Annotated in this window: 14 protein-coding genes and 1 tRNA gene; 7 read left to right on the top strand and 8 right to left on the bottom strand. The window is 66.3% G+C overall.

All coding sequences use genetic code 11. The features are described 5' to 3' along the window. The first annotated feature begins 10 nt into the window (after nucleotides 1–10). Nucleotides 11–86, top strand: a tRNA-Arg gene (locus tag QB898_RS05515). Nucleotides 87–248: 162 nt separating this feature from the next. Here QB898_RS05515 and QB898_RS13415 read toward each other — a convergent pair. Next, nucleotides 249–404: an IPTL-CTERM sorting domain-containing protein gene (locus QB898_RS13415; RefSeq protein WP_428982739.1), complete on the bottom strand. Its 156-nt coding sequence runs from the start codon at nucleotides 402–404 to the stop codon at nucleotides 249–251. 206 nt (nucleotides 405–610) lie between these two features. On the opposite strand from QB898_RS13415, the gene QB898_RS05510 reads away from it, so the two are divergent. After that, nucleotides 611–2,023, top strand: coding sequence for a malonyl-CoA decarboxylase (locus QB898_RS05510; RefSeq protein ID WP_279524128.1), 1,413 nt, complete (start codon nucleotides 611–613; stop codon nucleotides 2,021–2,023). Nucleotides 2,024–2,251: 228 nt separating this feature from the next. Continuing rightward, entirely contained in the window at nucleotides 2,252–3,229 is a 978-nt protein-coding gene (gene asd / locus QB898_RS05505; protein ID WP_279524127.1) for an archaetidylserine decarboxylase, read from the top strand. A 151-nt stretch (nucleotides 3,230–3,380) separates the two neighbouring features. On the opposite strand, the gene mnmM is transcribed toward asd, so the two are convergent. Both mnmM and tsaD read right to left on the bottom strand, forming a co-directional pair. Further along, nucleotides 3,381–3,971, bottom strand: a complete 591-nt coding sequence (gene mnmM, locus QB898_RS05500; protein ID WP_279524126.1) for a tRNA 5-(aminomethyl)-2-thiouridylate-methyltransferase MnmM — start codon at nucleotides 3,969–3,971, stop codon at nucleotides 3,381–3,383. Further along, nucleotides 3,965–5,020 (bottom strand): tRNA (adenosine(37)-N6)-threonylcarbamoyltransferase complex transferase subunit TsaD, encoded by a 1,056-nt coding sequence (tsaD, locus tag QB898_RS05495; RefSeq protein ID WP_279524125.1) that lies wholly within the window; start codon nucleotides 5,018–5,020, stop codon nucleotides 3,965–3,967. The genes mnmM and tsaD overlap by 7 nt, the downstream gene beginning before the upstream one ends. 88 nt (nucleotides 5,021–5,108) lie before the next feature. On the opposite strand from tsaD, the gene QB898_RS05490 reads away from it, so the two are divergent. Then, complete coding sequence (locus QB898_RS05490; RefSeq protein WP_279524124.1) at nucleotides 5,109–5,474, top strand: thioredoxin family protein; 366 nt, start codon at nucleotides 5,109–5,111, stop codon at nucleotides 5,472–5,474. A 22-nt stretch (nucleotides 5,475–5,496) separates the two neighbouring features. Here the strand turns inward: QB898_RS05490 and QB898_RS05485 are convergent, their stop codons facing one another. From QB898_RS05485 to QB898_RS05465, 5 genes are all read right to left on the bottom strand, one after another. Then, entirely contained in the window at nucleotides 5,497–6,573 is a 1,077-nt protein-coding gene (locus QB898_RS05485) for an acyltransferase family protein (RefSeq protein ID WP_279524123.1), read from the bottom strand. Between the two features lie 53 nt (nucleotides 6,574–6,626). Further along, complete coding sequence (gene dacB, locus QB898_RS05480; RefSeq protein ID WP_279524122.1) at nucleotides 6,627–8,102, bottom strand: D-alanyl-D-alanine carboxypeptidase/D-alanyl-D-alanine endopeptidase; 1,476 nt, start codon at nucleotides 8,100–8,102, stop codon at nucleotides 6,627–6,629. Nucleotides 8,103–8,139: 37 nt separating this feature from the next. After that, nucleotides 8,140–8,829, bottom strand: coding sequence for a MarC family protein (locus QB898_RS05475; RefSeq protein ID WP_279524121.1), 690 nt, complete (start codon nucleotides 8,827–8,829; stop codon nucleotides 8,140–8,142). Between the two features lie 574 nt (nucleotides 8,830–9,403). Then, nucleotides 9,404–9,907, bottom strand: a complete 504-nt coding sequence (locus QB898_RS05470; protein WP_279524120.1) for a copper chaperone PCu(A)C — start codon at nucleotides 9,905–9,907, stop codon at nucleotides 9,404–9,406. A gap of 47 nt (nucleotides 9,908–9,954) precedes the next feature. Continuing rightward, nucleotides 9,955–10,575 (bottom strand): SCO family protein, encoded by a 621-nt coding sequence (locus QB898_RS05465; protein WP_279524119.1) that lies wholly within the window; start codon nucleotides 10,573–10,575, stop codon nucleotides 9,955–9,957. Between the two features lie 241 nt (nucleotides 10,576–10,816). Between QB898_RS05465 and QB898_RS05460 the strand changes: the two genes are divergently transcribed. The 3 genes from QB898_RS05460 to QB898_RS05450 are packed head-to-tail and all read left to right on the top strand — an operon-like array spanning nucleotide 10,817 to nucleotide 14,174. Beyond that, the gene (locus QB898_RS05460; RefSeq protein ID WP_279524118.1) at nucleotides 10,817–12,166 is read left to right on the top strand and encodes a Na(+)-translocating NADH-quinone reductase subunit A; all 1,350 of its coding nucleotides are present in this window, start codon (nucleotides 10,817–10,819) and stop codon (nucleotides 12,164–12,166) included. Nucleotides 12,167–12,172: 6 nt separating this feature from the next. Then, a complete protein-coding gene (locus tag QB898_RS05455) occupies nucleotides 12,173–13,384 on the top strand; it encodes an NADH:ubiquinone reductase (Na(+)-transporting) subunit B (protein ID WP_050715536.1) in 1,212 nt (403 codons plus the stop codon). Then, entirely contained in the window at nucleotides 13,377–14,174 is a 798-nt protein-coding gene (locus QB898_RS05450) for a Na(+)-translocating NADH-quinone reductase subunit C (protein ID WP_102283267.1), read from the top strand. The genes QB898_RS05455 and QB898_RS05450 overlap by 8 nt, the downstream gene beginning before the upstream one ends. Nucleotides 14,175–14,176 lie beyond the last annotated feature (2 nt).

Here is a 14,176-nt window from a genome sequence, read left to right as displayed (position 1 = left end):
CCGCCCCCTTGCGGCTGTAGCTCAGTGGATAGAGTATCGGCCTCCGAAGCCGAGGGTCGTGGGTTCGATCCCCGCCAGCCGCGCCAAGCAGTTTCCGTTTTCGCATCTCTTTATTCAAAAAGCCGGCGCAGCTTCCGAAAGCTGCGCCGGCTTTTTTATGCGCTTGCCGCTGGAGCTTTGCAAGTTCTTTTCATATTAAAAAGAGGAGCGAATACAGGTCATTGAAATCGGCGTTCGTGCTGTATTTCCTAGGACATATCGCTATCAATCAAGGAGCGAAAAAGCCTTGCTTGAGCTTCTCGTTCCCTGCGCTGACGGCTGGCCGCCAAGCCGCCCAGCAAGCCGCTCAAGCCCAAGAGCGTCCGCTCATCCAGCGCGGGCACACTGAGCGCTGAAGCTGCCATCAGCATTCATCGCCACGGCGCTTTGCATTGGCGCTGGCAGTTCATTCATCGCGCGTTTCTGGCCCTGCCGTGCAGGAGATTGCAAAAGGGCACCTAGGGAAACTCCGCCTGTGCCTGAAGAAGAAAACGGATATATCTTGTCCGGAAGCTGTTTTCCTTGAGCGCGCCTTGGGCGCTCTTGTGTTCAAAAAACCAGGAGGTTTGCCATGAAAAAGACGGCTGGTCCGGCTTTGTCTCCCGCTGCCGAAAGCGCTACGGCCCGCACCATGCGCGAGCGCTTGGGCTCGCTTTTGGGCCGTCAGGGCGAGGCGCTGTCGCCGCGCGTGCTGCGCCGCACGCTGGCCGAGTTGCAGGCCGTGGGCAATCCGCTGATTAGCGATGTGGAAGGCGCGCGCCTGGCCGCTGGCGTGGCGCAGTGGTACGCGCGGGCCACGGCGCAGCAGCGCCACGATTGCTGGCTGCTGATGAGCGAGCAGTTCGCCCCCGACGTGAGCATGCTGGAAGAGGCGCGGCGCGACTATGAGGCCGCGCTGGGCACGCCGGCCGAGGCCCAGGCCGAAGTGTGTTTGCGCCGCGCTTTCGTTTCGCCGCGCACGCGGCTGTTGCAGCGCTTTGCGGCTTTTCCTGACGGCATGCGTTTTCTGGTGGACATGCGCGCCGAGCTGCTGCCCGCCCTCAAGAGCGACAAGCGTCTGCTGGCGCTCGATGCCGAGCTTCAGGCGCTGTTTTCCACCTGGTTTGACGTGGCGTTTCTGGATTTGCAGCGCATCAGCTGGCAGTCGCCTGCGGCGCTGGTGGAAAAGCTTATCAAATACGAGGCGGTGCACGACATCACCAGCTGGGCCGACGCCAAAAACCGCCTGGACGAAGACCGCCGCTGCTACGGCTTTTTTCACCCCCGCCTGCCGGGCGAGCCGCTCATTTTTGTGGAGGTGGCGCTGCTGCAAGACATGGCCGCCAGCATCCCGCCGCTGCTGGATGAAAGCGCCGCGCACGCCGATCTCAGCCGCGCCAATACGGCCATCTTCTATTCCATCAGCAACACGCAGCAGGGCCTCAAAGGCGTGAGCTTTGGCGATTCGCTCATCAAGCGCGTGGTGGAGGCGCTACGCGCCGAATTCGGCCAGATCAAGACCTTTGCCACGCTCTCGCCCATCCCCGGCTTGCGCGGCTGGGTGCAGGCTCATGCTGGCGAGCTGCTGCAAGCGGCCAGCTCGCGCTCGCGCCAGGCGCTGGCGCGGCAGCTGGGCGCGGCCAGTAAGGGCGATAAGGGCGATGTGACGGCCGAGGCGCTGCTCAAGGCGCTCGATGGCGTGGCGGCGCTGGATGAAAAGTCGCCCCTGGCGCGCTGGCTGCTGGCGGCGGCTGCGCGCTACCTGGGGCGCGAGACGGACGCGCAAAAGCGCCCGCTGGACGCCGTGGCGCGCTTTCACCTGGGCAACGGCGCGCGCGTGGAGCGCATCAACTGGCTGGGCGATCCGTCGGCCAAGGGCCTGAAGCAGTCCTGGGGGCTAATGGTCAATTACTACTACGACTTGCGGCGCCTGGACAAGCACCGCGCCTTGCTGGCGCAGGGAAAAATTGCCGTCTCCGGCGCGGTGGAGAGCTTGCGCGAGTGAAAACCCGCCGGCAGCCTGTTCGCGCTTTTCGCGCCTCTACGGCCAGGCTTTGAACAGGTTTTGCAGCCCATTGCGGCCTGCCGCCCATCGCACTTAGGCGGTGAACGGGTTCAAGGGCTGATGGCCCAAGGTCTGTTTTGAAGCGGCGCGGGTCATGGCTGGCCCGCTGCCTTCTCCTTTTGCAAGGCGTCTGCAAGGACAATCCGCTTTTTTCCGACAGCCACTGCCATGAACCTAGCCGTTACCGCCCAGCACCTGCTGCCCAAGCGCCTGCTCACCCAACTGGCGGGCTGGCTGGCCCGCAGGCCGGGGCCGCATGCGCCTTTTCTCATTCGCCGCTTTATCGCCCGCTACAAGGTGGACATGAGCGAGGCGGCCAATCCGGACATTGCCAGCTACGCCACGTTCAATGACTTTTTCGCCCGCGCCTTGCGCGAAGGCGCGCGCCCGCTGGCGCAGGCCGATTGGGTGTGCCCGGCAGATGGCGTCATCAGCCAGCTTGGCCCCATACAGCTGGGGCAGCTCATTCAGGCCAAGGGGCATCACTACAGCGCCACGGCCTTGCTGGGCGGCGACGAGGCGCTGGCGGGCCTGTTCAATGGCGGGCACTTCGCCACCATCTACCTCAGCCCGCGCGATTACCACCGCATCCACATGCCTTGCGAGGGGCGGCTGCGGCAGATGATTTACGTGCCGGGCGATCTGTATTCGGTGAATTTCGCCACGGCTGAAGCCGTGCCGGGCCTGTTTGCACGCAATGAGCGCGTGATCAGCGTGTTCGACACCGCCTGCGGCCCGCTGGCGCTGGTGATGGTGGGCGCCGCCATCGTCGGCAGCATGGCCACCGTGTGGCACGGCACGGTGAACCCGCCGCGCACCTATTACCCGCGCCAGTGGCGCTACCGCGACGAGCGCGCGCTGACGCTGGCGCAGGGCGCGGAGATGGGGCGCTTTTTGCTTGGCTCCACGGTCATCCTGCTGTGGCCGCGCGAGGCGCAGCTGCGCTTTGCCGAGGGCCTGCTGCCCGGCCAGGGCGTGCGCATGGGGCAGGCGCTGGCCAGTTTCGGCTCGCCTTCAGCGTCCGATGCTGCTGATGCGCCGGAGGGCGGCGCGCCGTCCGCTTCAGACCAGCAGGGGGCGGTTCACGCCCCGCCCGGGAATGCCGGCCAGGCGGATGGGGATGAGCAAGGCGCAGGCGCTGTTTGAGCCATGAGCAGGCGGGAAGGCGATTGCTCTGCCCGCTATTTAGCTCCTTTATCCATAGCATGATGTCCTAGTGGATATTGCGCTGCCCGGCATTTAATGCCCCTTGAATTTGCTCCTTCTTTTGAATAAGCAGGGCCGCCGGGCCATGCTCTCAGCCGCGCTCCGGCGCTTTTTTGCTGATGCCAAAGCACACGGGCGGGCAGTTGGGCTGGTTGATGAACTGGTACTGAAGCACCTGCCACTGCCGCGCATCCAGCGCGGCCAGGCGGCGTTGCAGCAGCGCCATTTCGTCCGCGCCGCCGTCGTGGCCGTGGTAGGCCACGATGGCAATGCGCCCGCCCGGGCGCAGCCGGGCCTGAATGCTTTCGACGGCGCGCCAGGTGCTCTCGCCTTGCGTGATCACGCTTTTGTCGCTGCCGGGCAGGTAGCCCAGGTTGAAGATGGCGGCGCAAACGGCCTCGTCAGCAGGCAGGTGCCGGTCCAGGCGCGCGTGCGAGTCGTGAATGAGCGTGACGGGCGCAGCAGGTTCGGTGGGCCAGGCCAGCGCGTGCCGGGCCAGGCGCTGGCGCGTTTGCTCGATGGCGGCGGCCTGAATGTCAAAGGCATACACGCGGCCTGCGGGCGCGAGCCGGGCCAGAAACAGCGTGTCGTGCCCGTTGCCCGCCGTGGCGTCGATCACGGTGCTGGCGGGCGTGATGACTTCTTGCAGCAGGCGGTGGCTGAACTCGCGCGCGTTCAGCATGCCGGGCCGCCCTGGCTGATTGGCTCCAGCGGCCAGCGGGGCTTCACATCAAAGGCGTAGCGCCGCTCGGGCCGCGCCAGCCCGGCCTGCCAGCGCAAGGCGGCGGCGGCGGCGATCATGGCGCCGTTGTCGGTGCACAAGCGCGGCTCGGGGTAGTGCACGCGCGCGCGGCGGGCGGCGCAGGCGGCGTCCATCTGCTGGCGCAGCAGGCGGTTGGCGCTCACGCCGCCAGCCACCACCAGGCGATTCAGCCCCGTGGCCTTGAGCGCGGCCAGCGACTTTTTCACCAGCACGTCCACAATGGCCGCTTGCGTGCTGGCGGCCAGATCGGCGCGCGTGGCCGCGTCTGGCCCGGCGGGCAGCTTGCGAACTTGCGTGAGCACGGCGGTTTTCAGCCCCGCAAATGAAAAGTCCAGATTGCCGCTGTGCAGCAGCGGGCGCGGCAGCGCGTAGGCATCGGCGCGGCCCGCCTCGGCCAGCCGCGCCAGCGCCGGGCCGCCGGGGTAGCCCAGGCCCAGCAGCTTGGCGGATTTGTCGAAGGCTTCGCCCGCTGCGTCGTCAATCGTCTCGCCCAGCAGGGCGTAGCGGCCCACGCCGTCCACGCGCATCAGCTGCGTGTGCCCGCCGCTGACCAGCAGGGCCACGAAGGGAAAGCGCGGCGCGTCATCGCTCAAAAAAGGCGAGAGCAAATGCCCCTCCAGGTGATGCACGCCCAGCACCGGCAGGTCGCGCGCGGCCGCCAGCGCGCAGGCCACGCCCGCGCCCACCAGCAGCGCGCCGGCCAGGCCGGGGCCGCGCGTGTAGGCGATGAAGTCCACGTCTGCCAGCGTGCGCTGCGCCTGCTCCAGCGCCTGCCGCGCCAGCGGAATGACGCGGCGGATGTGATCGCGGCTGGCCAGCTCGGGCACCACGCCGCCGTAGTCGGCGTGCATGGCCACTTGCGAGTGCAGCGCCTCGCCCAGCAGGCGCGGCGCGCCGCCAGGCCCGATTTCCACCAGCGCCACGCCGGTTTCGTCGCACGAAGATTCAATGCCCAGAACCACAGTCATAGGGCGGCGAGTGTAGAAAATCCGCCCTTCGCTCTCTTGGAACGGGCCATGAACGGGCCGCTTTTCATGCCCCTTGCGGGCGCTTCACATGACATCCCACGCATCGCTGCAAACCCTTTTGGCGCAAACGCTGGCCGCGCATGCCGCCGAACGCCCTGCCGAACGCCCCGCTCCGCTGGCCGTGCTGTGCCTGTGCGCCGCCTGGTGCGACACCTGCCGCCAGTGGCAGGCCACTTTCGAGGCCGCCGCCCGCGCGCGGTCTGATCTGGCCTTTCGCTGGATCGACATTGAAGACGAAGCCGATGCGCTGGGCGATGTGGACGTGCAGGACTTTCCCACCCTGCTCATCGGCACGGCCAGCGCCACGCTCTTTTACGGGCCGGTGCTGCCGCAGGCCGGCCAGATCGAGCGGCTGCTGCGCGCAGCGCAGGCGAAACTGCCCAGCCAGGCTTGAATGGGACAGACTGAAAACCGGTTCAGCGCGCCGGATGGCCCGTCAGCCGCCGCGCCCAGCCGCTGGCGGCGGCGCGGTTGAACAAAGGCCATTCAATCCAGCGGAACCACAGCAGGGAAATGGCGCTGATGGCCACGGGCAGCGCCAGCAAAAAAGCGTCCAGCGCCAGCAGGCTGCCAGCGGGCAGCCGCACGCGCAGGTGGCTGCTTTGGTCCAGCAGCAGCGGATGCAGCAGGTACAGGGCGTAAGAAGCGTCGCCCAGCGCCACCAGGGGGCGGGGGGTGCGCCATTGCCAGTCTGAAAAAGCCAGCGCCACCAGCAAAAAGCCAAAACCTGCCACGCCGAAGGTGGCCGCGCGCATGAACTCAATGCGGTCATACATGGGCGACTGGCTGCCCATGCCCAGGCCATAGACGATGCAGCACGCGCCTGCCAGCGCCAGCCATTTGGCGTAGGCGGCCGCGTGCAGGCAGGCGTGGCGCTTGCGCAGGTGCGCCCACAGCGCGCCTGCGAGAAATTCAAGGCCCAGGCCCGTCAGCGCGAAACGCGCGGGTTGCAGGCCCGCCTGCACGGTCGGGTAGCGCCAGAAGTACCAGGCGGCGTTCCATAGCAGCAGAGCCGTGAAGGCCGCAAGCATGGCGGACGCGCGCCAGCGGGGCGCGAAAAGAAAGACCAGCGCAATCCACAGATAGAAATACAGCTCGTAGGTGAGCGACCAGGCCGTGGGCACCCAGTTGTCAAACAGGCTGGGGCTGAGCAGCAAGGCGCTGCGCACGGCCTTGCCCAGCGGCGGCCAGGCGCTGGCGGCCCAGGCCAGGGCGGCCGTCAGCAGCAGCACGGGCCAGTAGCCCAGGTAGATGCGCAGCCCGCGCCGCAGCAAAAAGCGCCTGGCGCTGTAGCTGGGCTTGTCGGCTGTCTGATAGACGACGAAGCCGCTGAGAACGAAAAAGACATCCACGCCTGAAAAGCCCCAGTGCATCCACGCTTGAGCAGGGGCCAGGTGCGGCGAGAGGGCCCAGTGCGGCGCCATGTGGAAAAACAGCACGGCCAGTGCCGCCAGCGCGCGCAGCGCCTGGAGCCAGTCGTTTTTTGGGTTCATTGGATGTGACTTCAGGCGCGGGGCTGCAATTGCGGATTGACGGGCGGGCGAAATCAGTCGCGCGCGGCCCAGGCCACGAGCTGGCGCAGGGCAGGGCGGGCGGCAGGCGCGTTGGGGTGGTTGATGATGGCGGCCACGGCGTAGCGGCGGCCGCTTTGGCCCTGCACGTAGCCGGCGATGGCGGTCACGTCGCGCAAGGTGCCGGTTTTCAGGTGGGCGCGGCCCAGCACTTCGGGCGCGGTCATGTCGCGCGTGGTGCCGTCCACGCCCGCCACGCTCAGGGAATTTTCAAACGCGGCGGCATTGGGGCTGCGCGCGGCTTGCTGCAAGAGGGCGACGAGCGCGCGCGGCGTCACGCGCGCCAGGCGCGAGAGGCCCGCGCCGTTTTCGGCAATGGGCGCAGGCAGCGCGCCCAGCCACCGGTTGCCCGCCCACCAGCGGCGCAGCGCCCCGCGCGAGGCTTCAAAGCTGCCCCTGTGCCCGTCATGGGCCGAGAGGGTGAGAAAGAGCTGCTGCGCCATCACGTTGTTGGAGAACTTGTTGATGTCGGCAATGATGGAGGCCAGCGGCAGCGAGTAGCCGGTGGCCACCAGCTCGCCTTGCGTGGGCTGGTTGGGCAGGTTTTTCACCTGGCCGGTGAGCTTGCCGCCAATGCCGCGCCACATGGCGTCAATCACGCGGCTGGCGTAGCTGGCGGGGTCGATATAGGCCACGGCCCAGGTTTGCTCGCCGCAGCGCGCCGGATAGCGGCCCGCGAAGCTCACCTGCGCGGGATGGGTGAAATTGGCGCGTATCTTGCTGCGCCAGTCGCCGCAGGCGCCCTTGGCCGTGGCAATGCTGGCGGGTATGCGCACGCCGCTGATGGGCGGCTCGGTGGTGATGGCCGCGCGCTTGCCGCCGGCGGCCGGGGTGAATTTGTAGATGATGGATTTGAAATTGACGAGCAGCCCGTCGGGCGCGGCGTTGTAGGGGCGCAGAGGCTCGTCGTCAAACGCGCCGGGGTCGCGCGCGGGCACGGCGAAGATGCCGTTGTCCAGAATGATGTCGCCACGGATTTCCAGAATGCCCTTGTCCATCACGGCCTGCAAAAGCTCTTGCAGGCGCTCGTGCACCAGCTTGGGGTCGCCGCTGCCCTGTATGAGCAGGTTGCCTTTGAGCACGCCGCCGCTGACGGGGCCTTGCGCATATACGCGCGTGCGCCAGAAGTGGGCGGGGCCCAGCATGTCCAGCCCCGCGTAGGTGGTCACCATCTTCATGACGGAGGCGGGGTTCATCGGCTCGTCGGCCTGCCAGGCCAGGCGCTGCGGGTTGTGCGCGGGCGTGGGCGTGGCGGCCTCGCCGCTGGCGGGCATGGCCTGCGGCGCGGAAACCGGCTCGATCAGCAGCGCCAGCGCGCTCTCGGGCACCTGGGCGCGGTGCAAGGCGTGGGCCACTTCAGGCGGCAGTGGCGCTTGCGCGCGGGCGCTGCCGCACAGCGCGGCGGCCAGCGCCAGGGTCATTGCAAAGAGGCGGCGGAAAGTTGTGTTCATTTGGAAGTTTTCTGCAAAAAGCGCTCTGGACAGGTTCTCAGATCAGCTCGGCGGCCAGCTGGCGCGCCAGCTCGCTGAAGCCGTCCCAAACAATCTGCACGCCCACGCACAGCAGGATGAAGGCCGACAGGCGCAAAAACACCACCATGCCCGCCTCGCCCAGCGGCTCCAGCAGCCGCCGCGCGTTGCGATAAACCAGATACACCGTCAGCCCCGTCAGGAAATTGGCCGCCACGGCGCCAGTCATGCGCGCCAGCAGCACGCTCCACTTCGGATCGAACAGCGCCGCGCCCACGGTGATGGCCGCCGCAATGGAGCCGGGGCCGCAGGAGATGGGAAAAGTGAGGGGATAAAAAGCCTGGCTGCGCGCCTGCTCGGCGGTGTAGGTTTCGGCCAGCTGGCTGCGCGGGCTTTTCTCCTGCACGCGGCTGTTGAGCAGCTGCCAGGCCGTGCGGGCCACGATCATGCCGCCCGCCACCCGCACGATGCCCAGCGACACGCCGAAAAAGTCCAGCACGTAAGAGCCAAACAGCATCGCGCCCGAGAGCAGCAAAAAAGAATTGAAGCCAATGCGCTTGGCCAAAACGGAGCGCGTGCCCTTGCTCGCGCCTTCTGTCAGCGACAGAAAAGTGGGCGCCATGGCCAGCGGATTGATGATGGGAAGAATGGCCGCCAGCACAAATATCAGCGCTTTGGCAAGGGCGGTCAGCAGCAAGAAGATTTCCATAGAAGCGGCGAATGTATCGAATTGCCACGCCCGGCCCGGCCTTGGAGCTTGCTCAGAGCCTGTTCGTGAGTGCAAAGCGGGCAGTCAGCGGCGCAGCCCATCCTCGCCGGGCCGCAAGCGAGCCATCAAACCCGTCTGCGGCTTTCGCTTTGCAGCCCATTCCGCTTTCCGATCCGCTGCCCCTTCAGCTGAATGAATCGAAAACAAGAGCAAATACAGAGTAGCAAAAATGCCGTCTCGCGCAGATTGCACTAGGACATCATGCTATGGATAGAGGAGCGAAATCAAGCGGCCTGCCAGCGGCTTCCGTCAGTCTGGCCGTGGCTCCTTGCGGGCAGGCCGTGAACAGGCCGGGGGAGCGAAAAACTCCTGCGCGGAGCCTGGCGGCGGCGCTGGCGGATGGCCTGCTGCCGTGAAAGGCCGCGTCCGCTTGCCGTGCCGCCTTCAGGCGCTTTGCGGCGTTGCAAATCCTCGCCGGGCCACAAGGACTGTCTGTGCCTTGCAGCCCATCCCGGTCCACTGTCTCATGGCCAGATCATGGACGGGTCCATGAACGGGCGCTTGAGAGCGCGGCTCAGTGTTTGTGGCCCGCGTGGCCTTCGTGGCCGTGACCGTCGTGATGGTCGTGGCCGCTGCCGTGCTGCTGGCCCAGCTCGGTCACGGGGGCCTGGATTTGCTGGGTGAATTGCTTTTTGCTGGCGGCGTCTTCAAACGTGAGCGTGACGGGCACGGTGTCGCCGCCTTTCAGGGGCTGCTTGAGTTCCATCAGCATGACGTGATAGCCGCCGGGCTTGAGTTCGACGGGCTGGCCCTTGGCAATGGGCAGGCCGTTTTCCAGCTGGCGCATCTTCATCACGCCCTGGTCCATGCTCATTTCGTGGATTTCAACCACGCCTGCGACGGGCGATGCGCCGCCGATCAGCCGCACGTCTTGCGCGGCTTCGATGTTCATGAACAGGCCGGTGGCTTTTTGCTCGGGCACGGTGCCGCGCACCCAGGGCGAGTGGATGGTGACTTGCTGCGCGAAGGCGCCGGCGCAGAGCGTGAGGCTGGCCAGGGTCAAGGCAAGGCGTTTCATGGCTGAGGTTCCTTTCTCTTGGGGGTCAAAAAAAACGGTTGGACGCGTCAGTGCGGCGCTTTCAGCAGCAGGCTGATGTCGTGGGCGTAGTCCTGCGGCGTTTGCTCGTGGCGCAGCGCCAGCCGCAGGCGGCCCTGCGGATCGAATACGTAGGAGTGGGCCGTATGGTCCATGGTATAGCTGCTGCCGGTGGGCACTTTGCGGTAGTAGACCTTGAAGTCTTCGGCCACCTTGGCCAGCTGCTCGCTGCTGCCGCGCAGGGCGATGAAGCTGGGGTCGAATGCGTTCATGTAGGCGCGCAGCACCTCGGGCGTGTCGCGCTCGGGATCGACGGTGACGAAGATGACTTGCAGGCGCTCGCCATCCTTGCCCAGCATCTTCTTGACCTCGGCGGCGCGCAGCAGCGACGTGGGGCAGATGTCGGGGCACTGCACGAAGCCAAAGTACAGCAGCACGGCCTTGCCTTTGAAGTCGGCCAGGCTGCGCTCCTTGCCATCGGCATCGGGCAGGCGGAAATCCTTGCCGTATTTGGGGCTGCCGGTCAGGTTCACACCCCGAAAAGGTTCCGGCAGTGCGGCGGGCTGCTGGTCGGCCTGCGGGCTGCAAGCGGCCAGCAGGGCGGCCAGGGCCAGTTGCGCCAGCGCCAGGCGGCGGGAGATGGGAGTCACGCAAAAACCTCCTTCTTGGAGCGTGTTTGCATTTGCGGCCAGATTGCAAACAGGCTCTTGCTGCACAGGGTGGATGTGGCAGGCATGCTGGCAGGCAGCCTTCCGCCACGAGTGAAGGGGCGATTGTGCAATGCCCGTCATGGCGCGCCGCCAGCGGTTTTGCGGCTGCTCACGCAGGCATCACACTCGGTTACGTCTCGTAGAATGCGACCCTTTTATCCCATGATGTAAGGCAAGCGAGATGGTCAAGATCAAGCGCGGCCTGGACCTCCCCATTGAGGGAAGCCCCCAGCCGCAAGTCAGCGATGCGCAGGCCGTGCGCAGCGTGGCTGTCATCGGCGCGGACTATCACGGCCTCAAGCCTTCGATGGCCGTTCAGGTGGGCGATCGGGTGAAGACGGGCCAGCCGCTGTTTTCCGACAAAACGCGGCCCGGCGTGCACGTGACGGCGCCTGCTGCGGGCGTGGTCAGCGCGATCAACCGGGGCGAGCGGCGCGTGTTGCAGTCGGTGGTGATTGACGTGGACGGCGCGCCAGAGCAGGAAGAAGCGCTGTCTTTCGCGCGCCATGACGACGCAGCGCTGGCGCAGCTGGACGCAGCGCAGGTGCGCGAGAACCTTTTGCAGTCCGGCCAGTGGGCGGCGTTGCGCACGCGGCCTTTCAGCAAGGTGCCGGCGGCAGATGCGGTGGCGCAGGCCATTTTCGTGACGGCGATGGACACGCACCCGCTGGCGGCTGATCCGGCGCCCATCATCAAGGCGCATGCGGATGATTTCCGGCGCGGGCTGCTGGCGCTTTCGCGGCTGGCGCCCGTGTGGCTGTGCAAGGCGGAAGGCGCGGCCTTGCCGGGCGGGGATGTGCCGGGCGTGCGCGTTGAAACTTTCGCGGGGCCGCATCCGGCGGGGCTGCCGGGCACGCACATTCACTTTCTGCATCCGGTGGATGCCGCGCGCAGCGTGTGGCACATCGGCTATCAGGATGTGATTGCCACGGGCAAGCTGTTTGCCACGGGGCGGCTGTGGACGCAGCGCGTGGTGGCGCTGGGCGGGCCGGTGGTGAAACAGCCGCGCCTGCTGCGCACGCGGCTGGGAGCCAATTTGCAGGAGCTGACGGCTGGCGAGCTGGCGGAAGGCGAAAACCGCGTGATTTCCGGCTCGGTGCTGGGCGGGCGCACGGCGCAGGGGCCTTACGGCTTTCTGGGCCGCTATCACGTGCAGGTGAGCTGCCTGCACGAAGGGCGCGAGCGCGAGATGCTGCACTTTCTGCGGCTGGGCGCGGACAAGCATTCGGTGACGGGGGCTTTTCTGTCGAGCTTCATGGGGCGGCGCTTGCTGCCCATGACCACGTCCACGCAAGGCAGCCCGCGCGCGATGGTGCCCATCGGCAACTATGAGGCGGTGATGCCGCTGGACATTCTGCCCACGCAGCTTTTGCGCTATCTCATCGTGGGAGACACCGAGATGGCGCAAAAGCTCGGCTGCCTGGAGCTGGACGAAGAAGACCTGGCCCTGTGCACTTACGTGTGCGCAGGCAAATATGAATACGGCCCCATCCTGCGGGACGTGCTGGCCCGCATCGAGAAGGAGGGCTGAAGAAAAATGGGTTTGCGATCTTTGCTGGACCGGCTGGCGCCGCACTTCGAGGAAGGCGGCCGCCTGCACCGGTGGTTTGCGCTTTATGAAGCGACCGACACCTTTTTGTACCGCCCCGGCAGCGTGACGCGCAGCACGGCGCACGTGCGCGACTGCCTGGACCTGAAGCGCATGATGATTCTGGTGTGGCTGTGCACTTTCCCCGCCATGTTCTTTGGCATGTGGAATGTGGGCTACCAGGCCAATCTGGCTTTTGCCGCGCAGCCTGATTTGCTGGCGGCGCAAACGGGCTGGCGTTTTGAAGTGCTACGCCACCTGGCCGGGTTCGATCCCTCAAGCGTCTGGCACAACCTGCTGGGCGGGGCGCTGTGGTTCGTGCCCATCTACGCCGTCACCTTCGCGGTGGGGGGCTTTTGGGAGGTGCTGTTCGCCACCATCCGCAGGCACGAGGTGAACGAGGGCTTTTTCGTCACTTCCGTGCTGTTTGCGCTCACGCTGCCGCCCACCATTCCGCTGTGGCTGGTGGCGCTGGGCATCAGCTTTGGCGTGGTGCTGGGCAAGGAAGTGTTTGGCGGCACGGGCAAGAACTTCATCAATCCGGCGCTGGCCGGGCGCGCCTTTTTGTTCTTCGCCTACCCGGCTTTCATCTCGGGCGACGCGGTGTGGAATGTGGTGGATGGCTACGCAGGCGCCACGGCGCTGAGCCAGGCCGCCGCTGGCGGCGTGCAGGCGCTGCCCGCGCATGGTTTGAGCTGGATGGATGCTTTCCTCGGCTTCATGCCCGGTTCGGTGGGCGAGACGAGCACGCTGGCCATTTTGCTGGGCGGCGGCGCGCTGCTGGTCATGCGCATTGCGGCCTGGCGCATCGTGGCGGGTGTGATGCTGGGCATGGTGGCCTTGAGCACGCTGTTCAACTGGATCGGATCGGCCTCCAACCCCATGTTCGCCATGCCCTGGTACTGGCATCTGGTGCTGGGCGGCTATGCCTTCGGCATGATGTTCATGGCAACCGATCCGGTATCGGCCGCCATGACGAACGCGGGCAAATGGGCCTTCGGCATCCTGATTGGCGTGATGGTGGTGATGATCCGCGTCATCAACCCCGCTTTCCCCGAAGGGATGATGCTCGCCATCCTGTTTGGCAACCTGTTTGCGCCGCTCATCGACTATTTCGTGATGCAGGCCAACATCAAGCGGAGGGCCGCACGCCGTGTCTGAAGTCAAGCAAGAATCCACGCGCCGCACGCTGCTGGTGGCGCTCATGGTGTGTCTGGTGTGCTCGGTGGTGGTGGCGGGCGCGGCCGTGGGGCTGAAACCTGCACAGGTGATCAACCGCGAGCTGGACAAGCAGCGCAACATCCTGTCGATTGCCCATCTGGCCGATGCCGCCGCGCCCGCAGCCGAAGTGCAGCGCATCTTCAAGGAGCGCATCCAGCCCCGCCTGGTCGATCTGGACGCCGGGCGCTTTTCCGACGCGCAAGACGCCGCCACGTTTGACGCGCTCAAGGCCGCGCAAGACCCGGCCCTGTCGGCTCCGCTGGCGGCCAGCGACGACATCGCTTCCATCCGCCGCCGCGAGCGCTATTCGGTCGTTTACCTGGTGGAAGACGCGGGCGCGCTGCAAACCATCATCCTGCCCGTGCGCGGCTACGGCCTGTGGTCCACGCTGCACGGCTTTATCGCGCTGAAAAACGACTTCAAAACCGTGGTGGGCCTGGGCTTTTACCAGCATGCCGAAACGCCCGGCCTGGGCGGCGAAGTGGACAACCCGCGCTGGAAGGCGCTGTGGCCCGGCAAGCAGGTGATGGACGGCGAGGGCCAGCCCGCCATTCGCATCGTCAAAGGCAATGTTGATCCGGCCAGCCCGCAGGCGCTGCACCAGGTGGACGGCCTGGCAGGCGCCACGCTCACCAGCAACGGCGTGAGCCACCTGCTCAATTTCTGGCTCGGCCCCAAGGGCTTCGGCCCGCTGCTGGCCCATTTGCGCGAAGAACAAGGCACGCACTGACA

Source organism: Ottowia cancrivicina, assembly GCF_029813755.1.
In the GTDB taxonomy this organism is placed as follows: Bacteria; Pseudomonadota; Gammaproteobacteria; order Burkholderiales; family Burkholderiaceae_C; genus Ottowia; species Ottowia massiliensis.
This window is presented reverse-complemented; position numbering and strand designations above follow the sequence as displayed.